Here is a 19,383-nt window from a genome sequence, read left to right as displayed (position 1 = left end):
GTTGAACGAGGGGGCGGGTTACCGATGGGTGAGTTCATATTAACAATCGACCAAGGGACAACTAGCACGAGGGCAATTCTTTTCAACCGAAAAGGTGAGATTGTCCATACGGCGCAACGGGAATTCAGGCAGATTTTCCCGAAACCAGGTTGGGTGGAGCATAATGCGAGCGAAATTTGGGGTTCAGTTTTATCCGTCATCGCTTCGGTTCTGACGGAGAGTGGACTTCAGCCGGAAGATATCGATGGAATCGGCATTACAAATCAACGGGAGACGACTGTTGTTTGGGACAAGCGCACTGGACAACCCGTCTATCATGCAATTGTTTGGCAGTCCAGACAGACACAGCAAATTATTAATGAATTAAGAGAAGCTGGCAAGGAAGAGAGCATCCGTCAAAAGACGGGTTTGCAGCTTGATCCATATTTTTCTGCTTCGAAAGTGAAATGGATCCTTGACGAAGTGGAAGGTGTACGTGAACGGGCGGAAAGAGGGGAGCTGCTATTCGGTACGATCGATTCGTTCCTCATTTGGAAGCTGTCAGAAGGAGCCGTCCATGTAACTGATTATTCGAATGCTTCGAGGACAATGCTTTTCAATATTCACGAACTCGAGTGGGATAAAGAGCTTTGCGCGATGTTGGATATCCCGATGGGCATGCTGCCTGAAGTAAGGATGTCTTCGGAAATCTACGCCCATACAGACCCTTCCGTATTTTTTGGAGCTTCTGTTCCAATTGCCGGTGCCGCGGGCGATCAGCAATGTGCTTTATTCGGGCAAGCCTGTTTTCACGTTGGCATGGCCAAAAATACGTACGGTACAGGTTGTTTCATGTTGTTGAATACGGGTGAACAGCCTGTGACTTCCGAAAATGGCCTGCTGACCACGATAGCCTGGGGGTTGGACGGCAAGATTACATATGCACTTGAAGGCAGTGTATTCGTCGCAGGCTCCGCTATCCAATGGCTCAGGGACGGGATGCGAATGATCCAGAAAGCCTCGGATTCGGAAATGTACTCGACGCGGATCGCTTCTACGGAAGGTGTGTATGTCGTGCCCGCATTCGTTGGACTCGGCACACCCTATTGGGATTCGGATACAAGAGGGGCAGTATTCGGATTGACCCGAGGAACCGAAAAAGAGCACTTCATCCGTGCAACAGTCGAAGCGCTAGCCTATCAAACAAAAGATGTACTATTGACGATGGAAAAGGATGCTGGCATCGACATTGATATTTTGCGTGTTGATGGAGGGGCTGTCGGGAACACATTCCTCATGCAATTCCAAAGCGATATGCTGCAGATCCAGGTGGAACAGTCAGCATATATGGAGACGACCGCACTCGGGGCGGCATATCTTGCCGGGCTTGCGACAGGTTTTTTCAAATCTTGTGAGTCAGTGGAAGCTTTATGGGCGAAGGAACGGACATATTCGCCGAAGATGGCAGTGGAAGAGCGGGACGCCTTGTACGGAGGGTGGAAAAAGGCCGTTGAGGCGGCGCGGCTATTCAAACTTTGACTGGAGGAGAGCGAATGATGTTATCATCGATCACAAGACCGAAAGTGAAGCAGTTCATGCGCGACTATCAGTTTGACCTGCTTATCATTGGCGGTGGAATCACCGGTGCCGGCATTGCTCTTGACGCAGTGACGAGGGGATTGTCCGTCGCACTACTCGACATGCAGGATTTTGCGGCGGGTACTTCAAGCCGATCGACGAAACTCATCCATGGTGGCCTGCGTTATTTAAAGCAGATGGAGTTAAAAATCGTTTCCGAAACCGGGAAGGAAAGGGATATCGTCTATCGGAATGCCCTTCATGTGACGGAGCCTGAGCGGATGCTTCTTCCCTTTCATAAAGGCGGCTCATTCGGAAAGCTGACAACTTCTGCTGGACTATTCGTCTATGATAAATTGGCGGGTGTGAAAAAAGAGGAGCGCCGTGAAATGCTGTCACCTGAAGAGACGCTTGAAATGGAGCCGTTAGTAAGGGAAGACGGTTTGCTTGGCGGTGGACATTATGTGGAATACCGTACTGACGATGCACGGTTGACAATCGAAGTATTGAAGAAAGCTGCCCAAAAAGGCGCTCTTTGCCTCAATTATTTGAAAGTCGAGCAATTTACGTATCAAGACAAAAAAGTGGCAGGTGTCTCTGCCCGGGATATGCTCACTGGAGAAGTAATAGACATAAGCGCTTCCGTAGTCGTCAATGCGACAGGCCCTTGGGTGGATGAAGTGCGTGGGAAGGACGAAGTGTCTAATGACAAACGGCTACGATTGACAAAAGGAACCCATATTGTAATCGATAAGTCGATATTTCCTCTGCAGCAAGCAATCTATTTTGATTCGCCTGACGGCAGGATGATTTTTGCAGTCCCAAGGGGCAATAAAGCCTATATTGGAACGACAGATACCTTCTTCGATGGTGATCGGGCTAATCCGGTTGCAACCGAAGAAGACATCGCATATCTTCTAGATGCACTTCATTACATGTTCCCTTCAGTCAAAGCGGATCGCAATGATGTCGAGTCGACTTGGGCAGGTGTTCGGCCGCTAATTTACGAAGAAGGGAAGGATGCATCCGAAATTTCAAGGAAAGATGAAATTTGGGAAGCAGGAACGGGATTGATAACGATTGCTGGCGGCAAATTGACCGGCTATCGCAAAATGGCTGAAACCGTCGTAGACCATGTCATAAAGAGGTTTCCGACAACTTCGTTCGGCCCATGCGTAACGGAATATCTCCCGTTGGCCGGGGGAGATTTCGAGAGTGAAGAACAGTTCGCAAACTTTATCGAGAGCAAATCGAATGAAGCTGAATTATATGGACTTACTAAGGAAGAAGGACGCGCGCTTGCCTCCTTGTACGGATCGAATGTCGATCATGTTTTTACCTATGTAAGTGCGGTATCAACAGAGAAAACAGTTTTACCCGCTATATGGAAAGCGGAAATCCTCTACTCGATCCATAATGAAATGGCAATGACGCCTTCTGACTTTTTCATTAGAAGGAAGGGGGATCTCTATTTCAACATCGCGTTTGTCAAACTGTATAAAGAGGCGGCAACGGACTATATGGGAGCTATCCTTTCCTATTCCGAAGACACGAAAGAGCTCTATCTCTCCCAATTGGAGCAGCATATAAAAGAAGCTGAAGGAAAGGTCGGTGAACGTGTGTGAATGAACAGGTGTTGACGATGTCAGACGGTTTTTCCATCCATTCGGTGTATGCGCAACCTGCCAATCCTCCTATCGCACATATCCATCTACTTCACGGGATGGCGGAGCATATCGGTCGATATGAAGAGTTCATCACTTTTCTCACTGACAAAGGATTTGCTGTATCTGGTCATGATCATCGGGGACACGGTCATACAGCCACGTTAAATGGGAAGTTGGGCCATTTCGGAGATACGGTCGGCTTCGATCGGATCGTTGAAGACACGTATGAAATCATCAGCTTTTACCGCAACAAGTTCCAAGCGCCTCGTGTAATCCTTTTCGGGCATAGTATGGGGTCATTTGTAGCCAGGAGATACGCCCAAAGATTCGGCAGGGAACTAGACAAGCTTATTTGTTCAGGAACTGCCGGCAACCCTGGTGTAAGCCGTATCGGTGGAAAAGCTCTAGCGTCAATGAAAGGCAAGGCAACAAAGTTTGATGAACCGGACTATTTCATTAATAAATTGGTATTCGGAGGGTTTAATAAAATAGCCAGAACACCAAAAACACCTTTTGATTGGCTATCGAGAGACAATGAAAAAGTGGAGCAATACATTAATGATCCGTTATGCGGTTTCGTACCGACAACCCGTTTTTTCATCGATCTCTTTGATGGACTTGCGAAAATCAATGACTTGGACTGCATAAGAAAAGTTCCGAACAGATTGCCAATCCTCCTCCTCTCTGGTTTAGACGATCCTGTCGGCAATACTGGTAAGGGAGTCTGGCAGGCAGCACAACAATTTACTGATGCCGGAAATGAGAATATAACAGTCATGTTATATGAAGGCGGTCGCCATGAAATGTTGAATGAAGTGAATCGGGAACAAGTATTTAATTTCATAAAGGATTGGATAATAAAAGAATGAGTCAATCAGATAGAGTCATCGCAATTGTAGGACCGACTGCATCGGGCAAAACGTCTTTAAGCATCGAGCTTGCCAAAAGGCTGGATGGGGAAATTATCAATGGGGACGCGATGCAAGTATATAAAGAGTTATCTATCGGCACTGCAAAAATAACAGAAGAAGAAAAGGAAGGGATTCCCCATCATCTCTTCGACATTAAGGAGCCTTCTGATTCGTTTTCCGTAGCGGAATATCAGTCGACTGTGCGTAACTGTATTGAAGAGATCCGAAGCCGAGGCAAACAGCCGATCATTGTCGGCGGAACGGGCTTGTACATCCAGTCGGTCCTCTTCGATTTCAGATTTACCGAAGAGGCGGGAGACGATAACGTCAGGGCTGAATTGGAAAAAGAACTCGAGTCGGAAGGCGGCGCGGAACGTCTGTATCATCGGCTTCAGAAAATGGATCCTGCTAGTGCAGAAAAAATTCATCCGAATAATCACCGCCGTTTGATACGTGCGCTCGAAATCATCCAAGTGACTGGAAAAACGAAGAATGAGCATGAACAAGGGGCAGGTGAGGCGCTCTTTTTTGATCATTTAATCGTCGGCCTTACATTGGACCGGGAAATTCTCTACAAGCGAATCGATGTAAGGGTCGATCAAATGATGGAAGATGGGCTGCTGGAAGAAGCTAGAGGTTTATGGGAAAAGGGCATCCGAAATGTCCAGTCGGTCCAGGCGATTGGATATAAGGAGCTGTATCAATATTTTGAAGGCGTCATCTCATTAGATGATGCAATAGAGTTAATAAAGAAAAATACTCGTCATTATGCGAAACGTCAAATGACATATTTTAGGAACAAAGTGAAAATCAGCTGGTTCGATGCAAATTCGGATAAAGAAAAGATTGTCGATGAAATTATATCAATTTTGAAGGGTTTTGAAGAGGCGGAATCGAATAAGTAAAAAGGCAAGAGAAATATAGAAGTAATTGGAGGCTGGGGTGTATGTCACAAGGTAATATGCAAGAAACATTTTTGAACTCACTACGGAAAAACAACACGTTTGTCACTGTATTCCTACTAAATGGTTTTCAGTTGAAAGGCCTTATCAAATCATATGATAATTACACCGTACTTTTGGAATCAGACGGCAAGCAGCAATTGATCTACAAGCATGCAATATCGACGTATGTACCTGCTAAGCCTGTAGTTTTGAAGGACGAGGAATAAAAACATATGTCCCAATGAAGGAACAGGTTCAATTAACCTGTTCCTTTTTCCATTTGGAATATCAAGAATTACTGCGAGGCAACTCCCAGTGATATTGATATGAAAGGATTCGTAAGGCAGCGACAACTACTAGCAATGCGTACAACGCCCAATCATAACTGTAAAGACCGATACCGACGAAAAACCCGGCCCCTGCTGCCCAAACGGCATAAATGTCCCTTTTAAAGACGAGAGGGCGCCTTCCAGCGAGCAGATCCCGGATGACTCCTCCCCCTGCACCTGTCAACACGGCAGCAACCATTACTGCGAATAATGACATATTCATATTGACCGCAAGCATAGCCCCTTGAATCGCGAATGCCGCCAATCCAATGGCGTCAAAATAAGTGCCCCACCGATTCCAATGATTAATGATCGTCTTTGAAAAAAAGAAAATGAACGTTATTAAAACCGATGCGACGATGAAGAGGAAATTTTGACTCCATAGAACAGAAGCAGGCAACCCAAGAAGTACATTCCGGATAGCCCCTCCGCCGAACGCTGTTACCATCCCTAATATATAGACTCCGAAAATATCATATTTCTCTTCCTGTGCAATTAGAGCTCCCGAAATGGCAAAAGCCGCAGTGCCGATAAAACTGAATACTTCCCAAGCCAATGATGTTCCTCCTTGCTCCAAACACTTCATATAGTATATCAAAATAGAGGCTTTGCCAATTCCGGTCATTTTCCATTGACCAATCCAGACAGACTGATAAGATATTATAGTGACTATTTGTAGGAATGAGGAAATGAAATGATGATACATGAATTTGCTTCGGAAATCGAAACTAAGGCAGAAGCCGCTGAACAAAAACTTGCCCCATATTTTAAAGAAGTTGAAAAGGCGGCATTTTACAATCAACGGAAGGTGCTGGCAGCTTTCCGGAAAAACATGGTGAGCGACTTTCATCTAACCGGCTCGACTGGATACGGATATGACGATAGCGGCCGGGATGTACTGGAACAAGTCTATGCAGACACTTTTGGCGCGGAAGCATGTCTCGTACGTAACCAGATCATCTCCGGCACCCATGCCATCTCACTGAGCCTGTTCGGAGTACTTCGACCGGGGGATGAACTCCTTTATATTACAGGCAAACCTTATGACACACTGGAATCAATAGTGTCCGGAAACGAAGAGGATACAGGATCACTTATAGATTATGGAATCACTTACAAGCACGTTGATTTGAAGGAAGATGGCGCAGTCGATTTTGAAGAAGTGAGGAAGAATATCCATAACAAGACGAAAATGATTGGCATACAGCGTTCAAAAGGATATTCGGACCGTCCTTCCTTCCAAATTGAACAAATCGGGGAAATGGTACGCTTTGTCAAATCGATTAACCCGGACCTTATCGTATTTGTCGATAATTGCTACGGGGAATTCGTGGAAACGAAAGAGCCGGTTGAAGTTGGGGCCGATCTGATGGCGGGCTCACTCATAAAAAATCCCGGCGGGGGACTTGCAAGGACCGGAGGATATATCGCAGGACGTGCCGATCTTGTGAAAAAATGCGCTTATCGCATGACATCTCCTGGCATCGGTGCAGAAGCGGGTGCCTCCCTTGATACGCTATTGGAAATGTACCAAGGCTTTTTCATTGCGCCACACGTCGTCAGCCAAGCTGTGAAAGGCGCTCTCTTCACAGCGGCATTCTTGGAAAGCTTCGGATTTGATACGACTCCGCATTATTCAGCTGCGCGGACCGATTTGATACAATCCGTCAATTTCAGCAATGCTGAGCAGATGATTGCATTTTGTAGGACCATCCAGGAGAACTCGCCGATAAATGCGCATTATGCGCCAGAACCATCGTATATGCCGGGCTATTCGGATGATGTGATAATGGCTGCCGGGACATTCATACAGGGTTCTAGCATCGAACTAACAGCAGACGGTCCGATTCGTCCGCCGTATACGGCTTATGTACAAGGCGGATTGACATATGAACATGTTAAGGCGGCAGTTATGTCCTCCATGGATAACCTGCTGAAAGACTATAGGGTGGAAAATTAAAATGAAAAGAGGATGATCCTAGTCGATTCAGGTCGACAGGGTCATCCTCTATTTTTAATTGCTGAATGGTAATTAATGAATCTGGCGATAAACGCCGACTACTTTTCCAAGGATGGAAACAGAATTGACGATGATTGGCTCCATCGACTCGTTTTCCGGTTGCAAACGGAAATAATCCTTCTCTTTAAAGAAGCGTTTCACTGTTGCTTCATCCTCTTCTGTCATGGCAACGACAATTTCACCATTATGGGCAGTGTGCTGCTGTTTGACGACAACATAATCCCCATTCAGAATTCCGGCTTCTATCATACTATCTCCGACAATCTCAAGCATGAACAATTTATCGTCAGATGTGCCGTACGTATCCGGCAAAGGAAAGTATTCTTCAATATTTTCAATTGCAGTGATCGGCAAGCCGGCGGTTACCTTTCCGACAAGCGGAACGTGGACAACTCCCGATTTCAGTGCAGTCAGACCCTCGGGATCCAGCACCTCGATTGCTCTCGGTTTTGTCGGATCCCTCCGAATGTAACCTTTACTTTCCAATCTGGCCAGATGACCATGCACGGTAGAACTGGATGCTAGTCCAACAGCTTCTCCGATTTCACGAACGGAAGGCGGGTACCCTTTCAGCTTCACTTCATCTTTGATAAACGTAAGGATATCCTGCTGTCTCTTTGAAATTTTCTTCATTATTCCACCCCTCCAATTAATAGAATCAATGATAAGCAATTGTGCGAACAAAGGTCCGCCACCACAATTGTTTCTTAAAGAGAGTATAACAGGTGTTCGGGTGATTGGCAAACAAAGGTTCGAAGATTTTATTGACTTCTAAAAAAACCTGTCCTATAATGGGAACAGGTATTCCGAACAAACATTCTTGGAGGGGTTTTTAATGACTTTCATTCAAAAATATGGCTTCATTCTATTAATTATTTTCCTTTGCACTGCATTTACACTCGTAGGTGTCATGAAAGAAGTTAAATCAGCCTCTACTTCATTCGTTGAAGTAACAATAACAGAAGGCGATACACTTTGGGGATTGGCGAAAGACTATTCTTCCGATGAACATTCGGAGAAATGGATAGCGAAAGTAATGGAAATGAATGGCATGCAATCCACTATGATCAAATCAGGAGAAATATTGAAATTGCCTAAAGTTGATTCAGCAATACCTGATCCAATGATGACAGAATTGGCAGGAGACTAATGATGACAGAGAAAATGCAGACCTGTGTCTTATATTGCCGTGTCAGTACGGAAAAAGACTCTCAAGTCGCCTCCTTGTCCAGGCAGGAAGAAGAACTGAAGCGGCTTGCGGACGAGCTAGGGCTGAAGCCTATACATATATTCAAGGAAAAACATAGCGGCTACGATATGGATCGAGAGGGATTGCTCGACTTACTGGACTGCGTCCGTGATGAAAAGATAGACGCGGTACTCGTACAAGATGAAACAAGACTAGGGAGGGGGAACGCAAGGGTCGCTATCCTTCACCTTCTTGCCAAAACGAATACTGCAGTCATTACAAACCACGATAGCGGCGCGTTGAAGTTAAATGAGATGGACACAATGCTGCTGGAAATACTGGCAATTGTAGAAGAGTACCAACGCAAATTGCACAACGCCAAAATCCGTAGAGGCATGAAGCGGGCAGTCCGCGACGGTTACAAACCAGAACGGAACTTGAAAAACAAAGGGAATCTAGAAGGACGCGAACGGATTGAAGTCCCAATTAGTGAAATCGTCTCGTTGCGACAAAAGGGACTCACATTTGAAGAAATCGCCGGAGTATTGAAAGGCCTCGGTCATAATGTAAGCAAAGCAACGGTCCACCGTCGTTATAAAGAATATGAACACGAGCAGGAAGGCTGATTTGTTGCACTTCCTGCTCTTTTTGTATACCTTCAAAGTAGAGTTTTAATGAGTTCCACTTCAATTGTTAGTGGTAATATTGTAATTAGTATTATGGCTATAAGGATTGAAGTGCTAGGCTGCCTTAATTTCTGTAAAAAGTGCAGAAATACGGCAAATCGAACCCTTCGCTGTTCGATTGGAAAGCGTCCGCCTGGAACGGAAATCCATTGTACAATTGAGTGATGGACAATACAACTGGAGGAATTTTATGTTATCCCAAGATAAAATTAAACGTATCAACGAACTATCCAAAAAGTCAAAAACAATCGGCCTATCAATCGAAGAAGCAAAAGAACAAACACAACTACGCAAAGAATACCTTGAAACATTCCGTTCATCCATGCGGGACACAATCGAAAACGTCAAAGTGATCGATCCTGAAGGCAACGACGTCACCCCGGAAAAAGTGAAAGATGCTCGAAACAAGAAGTTCCTGAACTGAATAACCAAACATAGGATGGATTGTATTTCATCTATTTATTGACTACACTATAGATGCTATAACAATTGCAACTACAAGATAAAGCACGGGAAAGGATGTTCTGAATGACCGAAAAGATTGACCAATTAGCAATTAATACGATTAGGACGTTATCCATCGATGCAATCGAAAAGGCGAATTCCGGCCACCCGGGATTGCCAATGGGAGCAGCTCCGATGGCTTACACCCTATGGACGAAGCATTTGCATCATAATCCTTCCAATCCTGAATGGTTCAACCGCGATCGGTTTGTCCTCTCTGCAGGTCACGGCTCCATGCTGTTATATAGCCTGCTTCACTTGAGCGGCTACGGTTTGCCAATGGAGGAATTGAAAAACTTCAGGCAATGGGGATCGAAAACACCTGGTCATCCGGAATACGGCCATACAGTCGGTGTCGAAGCAACGACAGGTCCACTCGGACAGGGAATCGGAATGGCAGTCGGAATGGCCATGGCTGAAAAGCATTTGGCTGCACTTTATAACCGCCCGGGGTTCGACATAGTCGATCATCATACCTTTGCACTTTGCGGCGACGGCGACCTTATGGAAGGCGTTGCAGCAGAAGCGATTTCCCTTGCAGGTCATCTCCAATTGGAAAAATTGATCGTCCTCTATGACAGCAATGACATCTCCTTAGATGGGGAACTAGATATGTCATTCACAGAAAACATCCGAAAACGTTTTGAATCATACGGATGGAACTATATCCGTGTGGAAGATGGCAATGATGTTGAACTAGTTTCAAAAGCGATTGAAGAGGCGAAAGGCAATTCAGGCGGCCCGACAATGATCGAAGTGAAGACGGTCATCGGCTACGGTTCGCCGAATAAATCCGGAAAAGCTGACGTCCATGGTGCACCACTAGGCGAAGATGAAATGAAGCTTACGAAGGAATACTACCAGTGGACATATGAAGAGGATTTCTGTGTCCCTGAAGGCGTCTACGAGGCATTCAAAGAGGCGACCGATGAATTAGGCGTCAAAAAGGAACAGCAATGGAACGAACTGTTTGCACAATACGAGAGCAAACATGCTGACTTGGCCAAACAATTGAAAGCGGCAATCAAAGGTGAAATGCCTGAAGGACTTCAAGAAGCGCTTCCAACTTACGAGGCAGGTTCTTCACATGCTACTCGCTCCGCTTCAGGAGATGCCATCAACGCCATTGCAAATGTACTGCCTTCTTTCTTTGGAGGAAGTGCAGACCTTGCAGGTTCAAATAAGACGACAATCAAAGGTGCGGGAGACTTCCTTCCAAGCGATTACAGCGGCCGCAATATCTGGTTCGGCGTCCGTGAATTCGCGATGGGTACTGCGTTGAACGGGATGGCACTCCACGGTGGCTTGCATGTATTCGGTGGAACGTTCTTTGTATTCAGCGACTATGTACGACCGGCAATCAGATTATCCGCCCTTATGGGAATGCCTGTCACATACGTATTTACGCATGACAGCGTCGCAGTAGGTGAAGATGGTCCAACACATGAGCCTGTGGAACATCTGTCATCCCTTCGCTCAATGCCTGGATTAACGGTCATCCGCCCTGCGGATGGCAATGAAACTTCGGCTGCATGGAATATTGCGGTATCATCGAAAAACAGACCGACAGTACTTGTATTATCCCGTCAAAATTTGCAAGTGTTGCCGAAATCCGCTGAACTTGCAATGGATGGCGTGAAACGTGGAGCATACACGATTTCTCCTGCCGAAAAAGATGTGGCAGACGGAATCCTCATTGCGACAGGCTCTGAAGTAAACCTTGCTGTTGCAGCTCAAGCGAAACTCCGGGAAGAGGGAATTGACGTTGCCGTCGTATCCATGCCTTCTTGGGACTTGTTCGAGCAGCAGGATGAGCAATACAAAGAAAGCGTACTGCCGAAAGCAGTCAAAAAACGCCTATCCATTGAAATGGGTGCTTCCCTCGGGTGGCATAAATATGTTGGTGACGAAGGCGGAGTCATTGCAATTGACACGTTTGGAGCAAGCGCTCCAGGGGAAAAGGTTATTGCAGAATATGGCTTCACTGAAGAAAATGTCGTTCGTGAGATGAAAACGATCCTCGGTCGTAATTAATCTATACCGCTTCGGAATGTCATAAGACTACTTATTCCGGAGCGGTATTTTTCGCTGCTTTATTGATACACTATTGGAAAGTTTTCGACAACAATAGTGCCTTTCTTTACCGTGTTTTGACAAACTTTTTACTTCTATTGGGATAGACTATGTAAAAAGGAGTGACGGTCATGAGAACTTATGATATTTATAAAGTGAAAAAGAGATACCAATCGTTCATTCTTGGAAGGGAAGGGCTTCTCTATGATTTGCTCAAAGATCATGCACAGGAGCAACCTTTACAAGAAGTCCGTTATTTATGTGATGAAATCGAAGAATCAGCGATTGACCAAGCAATCCTCAGCAATTTGGGGAAAAGTTTTACGACGGTCGAAAGCGATGATGGAGAATATAAATTATCTCATCCAGTGAAAGGTTCCATTCACATTTCACTTAACCCTTATTCACTTCAAGCTTATTGCGATGGATCGCGTATGTTGGACCTAGATCTGTTTGTCGCATTATCCGGATCGGATGATCGTTTCTTTGCAGTGATGGACAAGCATGGCGAGTGGGGATGGCTGAAACCTGTCAAACAGGAAAATCATCTCGGAAATGATCATACATTCTTATTTTAAATCTTTATTCGGTATAATATAGAAATATTCAAAGCCGGTCATTGCTATCCGCGGTCTCTTTGTTGTATAATCCATCATGGTAGAGTATTCTCGAATCACGGTAGTGGAGGAGGTATAGCGGATGGTAAGCACGATTTGGGTAATCCTCATTGCCGTCGTCGCGTTAATCGCAGGTGTGGCCCTCGGATTTTTCATTGCACGTCAATATATGATGAAATATTTGAAGGAAAACCCACCGATCAATGAGCAAATGTTACGTATGATGATGATGCAAATGGGACAAAAACCTTCACAGAAGAAGATTAATCAAATGATGGCACAAATGAACAAAGTAAGTGACAATGCGGGCAAGAAAAAATAAGCTAGCTTATTTTCCTTCTATAAATGCTATTTTCATTTGAGTTATTTGGACAAGCTATCAAAATGATACAATCGACAAAAACCACTTTTTACTGATGATGAAATCAGGAAAGTGGTTTTTTATTATGAAGAAATACTAGTCATTTTGACAGTTCGCGCTGAATTTAAAGATCGCGCCTTGCCCCTGATAGTCTCGAATGCGTTTTTCTCCATGACAATGTTACATTGCAGGCCTTAGGATATTAGAAGAGTCGGCAGTAAAATATTAAAGAATAATAAGTGAGAGGTCTATGGGTGAGCTTATTATAATTCAAAAAGCTTTTGCTTAGTGTAGCGATGAAACGTATTTCAAAGACATTTTCATGCTGTTTGATAAGCCGGTGGAAGGGTTTTATTGCTCTTAAACCGGGTTGTTTTCGATGCGAATGGCATTTGTTTCGTTGCAATTTAGTATGATTGTGATGCAAGCTATTTGCTTTCGTTGTATACCGGTTTTATTGTGTTGCGGTCGTTTTATTGTGATACGAGCCGATTTCATTTCGTTGAGACTCAAATTCATTGTTTTGCGACTGGATCGAACCCGCCTATCTTTTCAACGTGCTGACGGATCGAGCGAAACAAAGAAGATACTGGTTAGGAGAACAACACTATTTTGAGACTGTAGAGCCTATTACCGCCGCAGCATCACTTGATTAGTCAAGTGAAAAAAGGGAGACATTCTTATGTATACAATTCCAGGTCATCACCATATTTCAATGATTACCAAAGAGGCAAAACAGAATAACCACTTTTATAGGGAAATACTTGGTTTACGTCGTGTGAAAATGACGGTAAACCAAGACTCACCCACAATGTATCACTTATTTTACGGCGATCGAAAAGGAAGTCCTGGAACGGAGTTATCGTTCTTTGAAATTCCAACTGCCGGGCGCACATACCGTGGAACGAATGCATTCACTAAAATCGGTTTGCTCGTACCTACGGAAGAAAGCCTGACGTATTGGAAAGCCCGGTTTGAGGAATATGGCGTGCAACATAGCGACATCACTACTTATGCTAATAAACGGGCCTTGCACTTTGAAGATGCTGAAGGGCTTCGCATGGTGCTTCTTGTGTCGAATGGTGAGAAAGTTGCGCATTGGGAAACGTGGGAAAAATCGCCTGTACCGGTAGAACACCAAATTCAAGGGATGGCTTCAGTAGAAATAACAGTGCGTAGACTTGAAAAATTAGCGAGTACACTGACAGAAATTTTTGGATATACAGAGGTATCACGTACAGGGGACGAGGCGATTTTTCAATCTGTACTAGGTGAAGTGTTTGGTGAAATCGTTGTGAAATCTTTAGATGGTCCAACAGAAAAACCGGGACGCGGCAGCATCCATCATTTAGCTATCCGTGTCAATGATGATAAGGAACTTGCTTACTGGGATGAGCAAGTGCGGGCATGTGGTTTCCAAACTTCCGGTATAGTGGATCGCTTCTACTTTAAGAGCCTGTACTTCTGCGAATCAAACGGCATCTTATTCGAAATTGCTACAGACGGGCCAGGATTTACGATTGACGGGGATATCGAAACGCTCGGTGAACAACTGGATCTGCCTCCTTTCTTAGAAGATCGACGCGCTGAAATCGAGAAAATACTGCAACCGATTGAGGGGTACTAACAATGGAACAATTTCGAATCGATCTATCAAAAGGTACGGAATTCGCATGCCAATATCATTTTAGAGGAGATAAAAGACTACGACATCGATTAACTTGCCAGCTCTTTCTATATGGGCGAAATGCTGTAATGGCATCGGATCTTTTCTAATTTACATATTATAAAATAGTATTATCCACAAAAAAACACCTTTGTATAAAAAAGCCACATTCGATGTGTCCATTGATTATACAAAGGTGTAAATTGCAACAAACTTTAGTTGGTTTCCGGGAAGAATGCTTGGGATGTCTGGATGTCCACGAGTGCAGGAGCTGTTGTTTTTAGGGCAGATTCAAGTACGGATTCAAGCTCCTTATCTGTTGCGACATGGAATCCTTTCCATCCGCACGCTTCGGCGATTTTGATGAAATCAGGGTTTGTGAGATCAACTCCCACTTCTTTTTTATCCATGACGTTGATCTTGTCCCTTTCCATTTGAAGTGAGCCGTTATTTAAAACAATGACGGCAATGTCGAGTCCATAGCGAGTCGCAGTCGTCAAATCGGCTAGCGTCATTTGAAGGCCGCCATCTCCGACGATCGCTACGACTTGTTTTTCCGATTGTTCAAGCTTTGCCGCCATTGCCGCAGGCAGACCGAAGCCCATCGTCCGCCAGTACCCGGAGAATAATATTCTTTGCTGTTTTTGCCTGAAATTGCGATTCAACCACACCGTACCGTCGCCTGTGTCGACTGCAAGGATTGCATCTGCATCAACTGTTCTTTCAAGGGCGCGCATAATACGGGAAGGATGCACGGGAGACCCCGCAGTATTGCCTTCCTGCTCGTTTTGCTCGGCCCATTGCTGTTTAGCTACCCGGCAGCGGTCAACCCAGTCTTCAGCTCGGGAAAATCCTTGCAGGCTTTCCCTTAAAAGCGGTAGAACTTCTTCTGTCGATCCGGTGATGCCGAGCTTCACGGGGATGCTCTTTTCAATCTTATCGAAATGGGTGTCTATCTGGATAATTTGTGCGTCAGATGGGACATACCCTTCCGGCCACCATGCCGTACCTGCAAGAAGGACAACATCGGCATCTTTCAAGACATCGGCGGCATGCGGATTGCCGCCTTCGCCAATGCCTTGCAACAGGAGAGGGGAAGATTCATCCAATAAACCTTTTCCGCCTAAACTAGTTAAGATGCCAGCCCCCCATACTTCAGCAAGTTTCTCAACCTCAACTGATGCAGCGGAAGCTCCGGATCCTGCGAGAATCATCGGGCGCTTTGCTGTTTTCATCATTGATGTTGCCTGGCTCAAGCTATCCTTTGTGAAAGAAGCAAAGCCCCCTATATGTTCTGGCAAAGCTCGCGGCACTACAGAAGTGGATTCCATGAAAAGATCCTTTGGGATGGACAAATGAGTGACCACCCGCTGACCGAGTGATTTGCGCACTGCTCTATGCAGAAGTTCGATTGTTGCATCCTGATTGGCAAGAGTAGCTGAAAACGCTGCGAAAGGTTTCATTAGCTCCTGCTGATCAACATATTGCGGAAATTCTGTTCCGATTTTATCCGTCGGTGCCTGGCCAGTGATAGCGAGGACAGGTGCTTTGTCTGCATATGCGTCTCCCAACCCGTTTATCAAGTTGGCTGCCCCTGGCCCCATCGTTGCTGTACATACTGCAAGCCGGCCTGTCAGCTTCGCTTCTGCAGAAGCCATGAAAGCAGCAGTCGATTCATGTTTAACTGCGATGAATTGAATTTGATCTTGTTTTGCAAGTGCGTCAATGAGACCGATAATCGCATCACCAACTACACCGTAAATCCGTTTTACACCGAATAACGATAGTTGATCGAGTACCAATTCTGCAACGGTCCGTTCACTTTTTTCCATTGTATAAAACCTCCTCGAAAGTTCTGTAGCTGGATAAATCCGTTCTTATAGTTCTTCCTCTAAAAAGCAGGAGATAAACAATGGGGGTAGACGACTGAAAGAACTGGGCGGTTATGCTGCTTTTTAACGATAAATTTCGATTAAAGGTTTTAAAAGGGACATATGCCTTTGAGGTAATCCGTTGTCTAAATGTTTATCCCTGAATATGTGTAGGCTCACTCATGAAATAAGCAACTCAACAAAACAAGGTTCATAGAGAGAAACAGAGCGCGAAGCTAATCGATCAACGCTCTGTTTTTTTGCGTTTGTTCATACAGAAAATAAGCCTGCATTGGTCAATGAAGTCAAGCCGACAACATAAGTGGTAAAAGAAAACCAAGAATGATGGAACAATTCGGATTGTTATCCGTATAATTAATAGGCAAGGGAAACTAGCTATATGGGAAACCAACAGGTAGGGGAGTGAACTTTATGGAAACATTCGGGAGAGGGTGCTTTTATATTATTGTTGGCGTAGTAGTCTTGATGCTTATGTCATTCATGCTGCAAAGCCAAATTGACATACCGTGGATCATTGCCATTCCACTAATTGGACTGGCATTTTGGGGTGCGAGTAAAAAAACAAAAGGTAAAGATAACAAGTAATTTAATCGACGTTTCTTGAAGTCTTAAAGGAGGAACTTTTATGAATAACGAATATAAAGAGACAGAGAGCAAACAAATGGATGGGTTTGACTTAAGTTTTAGAAATCCAGAAGTCCGTGTATGGATCGCAATCATGTTGCCTTCTTTCATAATAGCTAGCTTACTCTTATTTTTGACTGACATCCCTTCTTGGTATGCCACGTCCGCGATTCCCATTGTTTCTTGGATTTCTTTTTTCATTTGGCGATTTATTTATAAGAGAAGCCAGATTAAAGATTCTTTGGAGTAAGAGTAGAAATATAAGGAGGAATTGTATGAACTATATTAGAAGTATGAGAGAACTGATTGGTCACGAAACCCTCTTCACGGTTGGTTGTGGTGTAATAATAGAAAATGAAGGCTGTATATTACTGCAACATCGGACTGATGAAGATAATTGGTGTATTCCTGGCGGAGTTATGGAGATCGGGGAAACATTCGAGCAAACAGCCAAAAGAGAAACTGACGAGGAAACAGGATTGGACGTTGGTGAGTTGAAGTTGTTCGGTATATACTCAGGAGAGAGTTGTTTTGTACATTATCCAAATAAGGATCAAGTATACAGTGTTCAAATCATCTTTACGACAACTACATTTAGCGGTGAACTAAAGCAGCAAGGAATTGAAAGTAAAGAGCATCTGTTTTTCAGGAAAAATGAATTACCTGCTAACTTGAACCCGCGCCAAGAACAGTTTATACGCCAATGGGCTGAGAATAAAACTTTGCCTGTGATTAGTTAACTTTGTAATCCCGGTGTATGAAGGAGAATAAATTGGGGGCGATGTTAATATCTATTAAAGATATGGTTGAAAGGATTATCTTTCAATTCTCAATACGTCCTAATCAAACATGTCCAATAATAATTGGAATAGATGGTTTAGGCGGCTCTGGAAAAACTACATTAGTTAAAGAAATTGAACAGGAATTAAGTTATCACAATTGCCAAGCTGTCTCTTTTCATCTAGATGACCACATTGTTGAAAGGAAAAACCGATACCAAACAGGACATGAAGAGTGGTATGAATATTATTACTTACAATGGAATGTTACTAAGTTGAGGGCTACTTTATTTGAACCGCTGTCTAGTGGTTGTGACAATATTCAGCTTGATTTTTATGACAAATTTACTGACACAACTACAACCAATCGTATTAATGTACCATCCGCCAGTGTTGTTCTCATTGAAGGTATATTTCTACAAAGACAAGAATGGAAAGGGTTCTACAATTTTGTCATATATCTAGATTGCCCACGGGAACTAAGGTATAAGAGAGTATTAAATCGTGATTTGTATATCGGGAAGTATGAAGAACGACTAACTAAGTACCAAAGTAGATATTGGTTAGCTGAAAATCATTACATTGAGATTGTAAAACCAACTAAGATTGCAGATGTAGTATATAACGTATAAATTTAATAATGAAAAGGGGAATGAAAAATGGATGTTAAATATCCAATAGGGGAATTACAAGTTCCTGAAAAAGCAACACTAGCAAATGTGCAAGAATGGCTAAAGGACATCGAAACATACACGATTCGATTACGAGAAGTTGTTGATTCATTAAATGAAGAGGAATTAAGAAAAACTTATCGGGATGGCGCCTGGACAGTACGTCAGCTCGTTCATCATATTGCAGATTCTCAGTTGAACATGTATCAACGGTTAAAACTTGCATTAACTGATGAAAATCCAACAGTACCGGCGTTTGATGAAGAAAAGTGGGCGATTCAACCGGATACACAGCTTCCTGTGGAAAGCTCCATTAAAATGCTTGAAGGGATTAATGAGCGAATCGTAGCATTAGGAAAGAGTTTAACTGAAGAACAGCTGGATCGAGTTTTTACTCACCAGAAAAACGGTGAAATAACAGTTGGAACAAAAGTTGCAAAATTAGCTTGGCATGAAAATCATCACTTGGCGCATATAAAAATTGCATTGTCCAAATAAACTTGCCACATATCATTTGCTATTTCCTTGTGCATCTGTTATTCTTAAGAAGAATTATTTTTGTTCTGTTTCAGATCGAGATTAGATTTTGTTTTTCGTCTAAAGTATTTGAGCAAGGATAATAACACATTGTGTGGATAACCGCACTAGGAGGCAACAATTATGGAACAAGGTACAGTTAAGTGGTTTAATGCAGAAAAAGGTTTTGGATTTATCGAGCGTGAAGGTGGAGAAGACGTATTCGTACACTTCTCAGCAATCCAAAGCGACGGTTTCAAATCTTTAGACGAAGGTCAAAGCGTAACATTTGAAATTGAGCAAGGACAACGTGGCCTACAAGCTACAAACGTTCAAAAAGCTTAATTATAGCTAAAAGAAACCCTCTTTCCGATATA

The 19,383-nt window shown here is 43.9% G+C and carries 22 protein-coding genes; 19 read left to right on the top strand and 3 right to left on the bottom strand.

The features are described 5' to 3' along the window. Positions 1-24 precede the first annotated feature (24 nt). From glpK to hfq, 5 genes are read left to right on the top strand one after another with little or no spacing between them, the layout of a single operon-like run. Entirely contained in the window at positions 25-1,518 is a 1,494-nt protein-coding gene (gene glpK / locus M3152_RS08700; RefSeq protein ID WP_251694750.1) for a glycerol kinase GlpK, read from the top strand. Between the two features lie 14 nt (positions 1,519-1,532). Then, a complete protein-coding gene (locus M3152_RS08695) occupies positions 1,533-3,182 on the top strand; it encodes a glycerol-3-phosphate dehydrogenase/oxidase (RefSeq protein WP_435371931.1) in 1,650 nt (549 codons plus the stop codon). After that, on the top strand, positions 3,179-4,093 hold the full coding sequence (locus tag M3152_RS08690) for an alpha/beta hydrolase (RefSeq protein ID WP_251694748.1): 915 nt from the start codon (positions 3,179-3,181) through the stop codon (positions 4,091-4,093). The genes M3152_RS08695 and M3152_RS08690 overlap by 4 nt, the downstream gene beginning before the upstream one ends. Then, a complete protein-coding gene (gene miaA, locus M3152_RS08685; RefSeq protein ID WP_251694747.1) occupies positions 4,090-5,040 on the top strand; it encodes a tRNA (adenosine(37)-N6)-dimethylallyltransferase MiaA in 951 nt (316 codons plus the stop codon). The genes M3152_RS08690 and miaA overlap by 4 nt, the downstream gene beginning before the upstream one ends. A gap of 41 nt (positions 5,041-5,081) precedes the next feature. Further along, positions 5,082-5,306 (top strand): RNA chaperone Hfq, encoded by a 225-nt coding sequence (gene hfq / locus M3152_RS08680; RefSeq protein WP_251694746.1) that lies wholly within the window; start codon positions 5,082-5,084, stop codon positions 5,304-5,306. Positions 5,307-5,367: 61 nt separating this feature from the next. On the opposite strand, the gene M3152_RS08675 is transcribed toward hfq, so the two are convergent. Then, entirely contained in the window at positions 5,368-5,964 is a 597-nt protein-coding gene (locus tag M3152_RS08675; RefSeq protein WP_251694745.1) for a trimeric intracellular cation channel family protein, read from the bottom strand. Between the two features lie 138 nt (positions 5,965-6,102). Between M3152_RS08675 and M3152_RS08670 the strand changes: the two genes are divergently transcribed. Beyond that, positions 6,103-7,368 (top strand): aminotransferase class I/II-fold pyridoxal phosphate-dependent enzyme, encoded by a 1,266-nt coding sequence (locus tag M3152_RS08670; protein ID WP_251694744.1) that lies wholly within the window; start codon positions 6,103-6,105, stop codon positions 7,366-7,368. Positions 7,369-7,440: 72 nt separating this feature from the next. Here the strand turns inward: M3152_RS08670 and lexA are convergent, their stop codons facing one another. Further along, positions 7,441-8,061 carry a transcriptional repressor LexA gene (gene lexA, locus M3152_RS08665; RefSeq protein WP_251694743.1) on the bottom strand — a complete coding sequence of 207 codons (621 nt, stop codon included), beginning with the start codon at positions 8,059-8,061 and terminating at the stop codon, positions 7,441-7,443. A 202-nt stretch (positions 8,062-8,263) separates the two neighbouring features. Between lexA and yneA the strand changes: the two genes are divergently transcribed. From yneA to M3152_RS08630, 7 genes are all read left to right on the top strand, one after another. Then, a complete protein-coding gene (yneA, locus tag M3152_RS08660) occupies positions 8,264-8,578 on the top strand; it encodes a cell division suppressor protein YneA (protein ID WP_251694742.1) in 315 nt (104 codons plus the stop codon). A 2-nt stretch (positions 8,579-8,580) separates the two neighbouring features. Continuing rightward, on the top strand, positions 8,581-9,243 hold the full coding sequence (locus M3152_RS08655; RefSeq protein ID WP_251694741.1) for a YneB family resolvase-like protein: 663 nt from the start codon (positions 8,581-8,583) through the stop codon (positions 9,241-9,243). Positions 9,244-9,493: 250 nt separating this feature from the next. After that, positions 9,494-9,727 (top strand): DUF896 domain-containing protein, encoded by a 234-nt coding sequence (locus tag M3152_RS08650; protein ID WP_251624111.1) that lies wholly within the window; start codon positions 9,494-9,496, stop codon positions 9,725-9,727. A gap of 104 nt (positions 9,728-9,831) precedes the next feature. Beyond that, complete coding sequence (gene tkt / locus M3152_RS08645) at positions 9,832-11,841, top strand: transketolase (protein WP_251694740.1); 2,010 nt, start codon at positions 9,832-9,834, stop codon at positions 11,839-11,841. A 170-nt stretch (positions 11,842-12,011) separates the two neighbouring features. Then, positions 12,012-12,458: a sporulation inhibitor of replication protein SirA gene (sirA, locus tag M3152_RS08640; RefSeq protein ID WP_251694739.1), complete on the top strand. Its 447-nt coding sequence runs from the start codon at positions 12,012-12,014 to the stop codon at positions 12,456-12,458. Between the two features lie 121 nt (positions 12,459-12,579). Continuing rightward, positions 12,580-12,819, top strand: coding sequence for a YneF family protein (locus M3152_RS08635; RefSeq protein WP_251694738.1), 240 nt, complete (start codon positions 12,580-12,582; stop codon positions 12,817-12,819). A gap of 721 nt (positions 12,820-13,540) precedes the next feature. Beyond that, entirely contained in the window at positions 13,541-14,485 is a 945-nt protein-coding gene (locus M3152_RS08630) for a ring-cleaving dioxygenase (RefSeq protein WP_251694737.1), read from the top strand. Positions 14,486-14,739: 254 nt separating this feature from the next. On the opposite strand, the gene M3152_RS08625 is transcribed toward M3152_RS08630, so the two are convergent. Then, the gene (locus tag M3152_RS08625) at positions 14,740-16,356 is read right to left on the bottom strand and encodes a thiamine pyrophosphate-binding protein (protein WP_251694736.1); all 1,617 of its coding nucleotides are present in this window, start codon (positions 16,354-16,356) and stop codon (positions 14,740-14,742) included. A gap of 471 nt (positions 16,357-16,827) precedes the next feature. Here M3152_RS08625 and M3152_RS08620 point away from each other — a divergent pair, with 471 nt between their 5' ends. The 6 genes from M3152_RS08620 (at position 16,828) to M3152_RS08595 (ending at position 19,351) form a co-directional block, all read left to right on the top strand. Beyond that, positions 16,828-17,001 carry a hypothetical protein gene (locus M3152_RS08620; RefSeq protein WP_251694735.1) on the top strand — a complete coding sequence of 58 codons (174 nt, stop codon included), beginning with the start codon at positions 16,828-16,830 and terminating at the stop codon, positions 16,999-17,001. A gap of 40 nt (positions 17,002-17,041) precedes the next feature. Continuing rightward, entirely contained in the window at positions 17,042-17,290 is a 249-nt protein-coding gene (locus tag M3152_RS08615; RefSeq protein WP_251694734.1) for a hypothetical protein, read from the top strand. A 25-nt stretch (positions 17,291-17,315) separates the two neighbouring features. Beyond that, positions 17,316-17,780, top strand: a complete 465-nt coding sequence (locus M3152_RS08610; protein WP_251694733.1) for an NUDIX hydrolase — start codon at positions 17,316-17,318, stop codon at positions 17,778-17,780. A gap of 41 nt (positions 17,781-17,821) precedes the next feature. Continuing rightward, positions 17,822-18,451: a kinase gene (locus M3152_RS08605; protein WP_251695294.1), complete on the top strand. Its 630-nt coding sequence runs from the start codon at positions 17,822-17,824 to the stop codon at positions 18,449-18,451. Between the two features lie 27 nt (positions 18,452-18,478). After that, positions 18,479-18,988, top strand: a complete 510-nt coding sequence (locus M3152_RS08600) for a YfiT family bacillithiol transferase (protein ID WP_251694732.1) — start codon at positions 18,479-18,481, stop codon at positions 18,986-18,988. Positions 18,989-19,150: 162 nt separating this feature from the next. Continuing rightward, positions 19,151-19,351 carry a cold-shock protein gene (locus M3152_RS08595; protein WP_147058293.1) on the top strand — a complete coding sequence of 67 codons (201 nt, stop codon included), beginning with the start codon at positions 19,151-19,153 and terminating at the stop codon, positions 19,349-19,351. Positions 19,352-19,383 lie beyond the last annotated feature (32 nt).

Source organism: Sporosarcina luteola, from assembly GCF_023715245.1.
GTDB lineage: Bacteria > Bacillota > Bacilli > Bacillales_A > Planococcaceae > Sporosarcina > Sporosarcina luteola_C.
This window is presented reverse-complemented; position numbering and strand designations above follow the sequence as displayed.

Excerpts from the sequence above, each read along its gene's own strand:
- glpK (WP_251694750.1), top strand. The coding sequence starts at position 25 with ATGGGTGAGTTCATATTAACAATCGACCAAGGGACAACTAGCACGAGG.
- M3152_RS08695 (WP_435371931.1), top strand. The coding sequence starts at position 1,533 with ATGATGTTATCATCGATCACAAGACCGAAAGTGAAGCAGTTCATGCGC.
- miaA (WP_251694747.1), top strand. The coding sequence starts at position 4,090 with ATGAGTCAATCAGATAGAGTCATCGCAATTGTAGGACCGACTGCATCG.
- hfq (WP_251694746.1), top strand. The coding sequence starts at position 5,082 with ATGTCACAAGGTAATATGCAAGAAACATTTTTGAACTCACTACGGAAA.
- M3152_RS08670 (WP_251694744.1), top strand. The coding sequence starts at position 6,103 with ATGATGATACATGAATTTGCTTCGGAAATCGAAACTAAGGCAGAAGCC.
- lexA (WP_251694743.1), bottom strand. The coding sequence starts at position 8,061 with ATGAAGAAAATTTCAAAGAGACAGCAGGATATCCTTACGTTTATCAAA.
- yneA (WP_251694742.1), top strand. The coding sequence starts at position 8,264 with ATGACTTTCATTCAAAAATATGGCTTCATTCTATTAATTATTTTCCTT.
- M3152_RS08655 (WP_251694741.1), top strand. The coding sequence starts at position 8,581 with ATGACAGAGAAAATGCAGACCTGTGTCTTATATTGCCGTGTCAGTACG.
- M3152_RS08650 (WP_251624111.1), top strand. The coding sequence starts at position 9,494 with ATGTTATCCCAAGATAAAATTAAACGTATCAACGAACTATCCAAAAAG.
- tkt (WP_251694740.1), top strand. The coding sequence starts at position 9,832 with ATGACCGAAAAGATTGACCAATTAGCAATTAATACGATTAGGACGTTA.
- sirA (WP_251694739.1), top strand. The coding sequence starts at position 12,012 with ATGAGAACTTATGATATTTATAAAGTGAAAAAGAGATACCAATCGTTC.
- M3152_RS08635 (WP_251694738.1), top strand. The coding sequence starts at position 12,580 with ATGGTAAGCACGATTTGGGTAATCCTCATTGCCGTCGTCGCGTTAATC.
- M3152_RS08630 (WP_251694737.1), top strand. The coding sequence starts at position 13,541 with ATGTATACAATTCCAGGTCATCACCATATTTCAATGATTACCAAAGAG.
- M3152_RS08625 (WP_251694736.1), bottom strand. The coding sequence starts at position 16,356 with ATGGAAAAAAGTGAACGGACCGTTGCAGAATTGGTACTCGATCAACTA.
- M3152_RS08620 (WP_251694735.1), top strand. The coding sequence starts at position 16,828 with ATGGAAACATTCGGGAGAGGGTGCTTTTATATTATTGTTGGCGTAGTA.
- M3152_RS08615 (WP_251694734.1), top strand. The coding sequence starts at position 17,042 with ATGAATAACGAATATAAAGAGACAGAGAGCAAACAAATGGATGGGTTT.
- M3152_RS08610 (WP_251694733.1), top strand. The coding sequence starts at position 17,316 with ATGAACTATATTAGAAGTATGAGAGAACTGATTGGTCACGAAACCCTC.
- M3152_RS08605 (WP_251695294.1), top strand. The coding sequence starts at position 17,822 with ATGTTAATATCTATTAAAGATATGGTTGAAAGGATTATCTTTCAATTC.
- M3152_RS08600 (WP_251694732.1), top strand. The coding sequence starts at position 18,479 with ATGGATGTTAAATATCCAATAGGGGAATTACAAGTTCCTGAAAAAGCA.
- M3152_RS08595 (WP_147058293.1), top strand. The coding sequence starts at position 19,151 with ATGGAACAAGGTACAGTTAAGTGGTTTAATGCAGAAAAAGGTTTTGGA.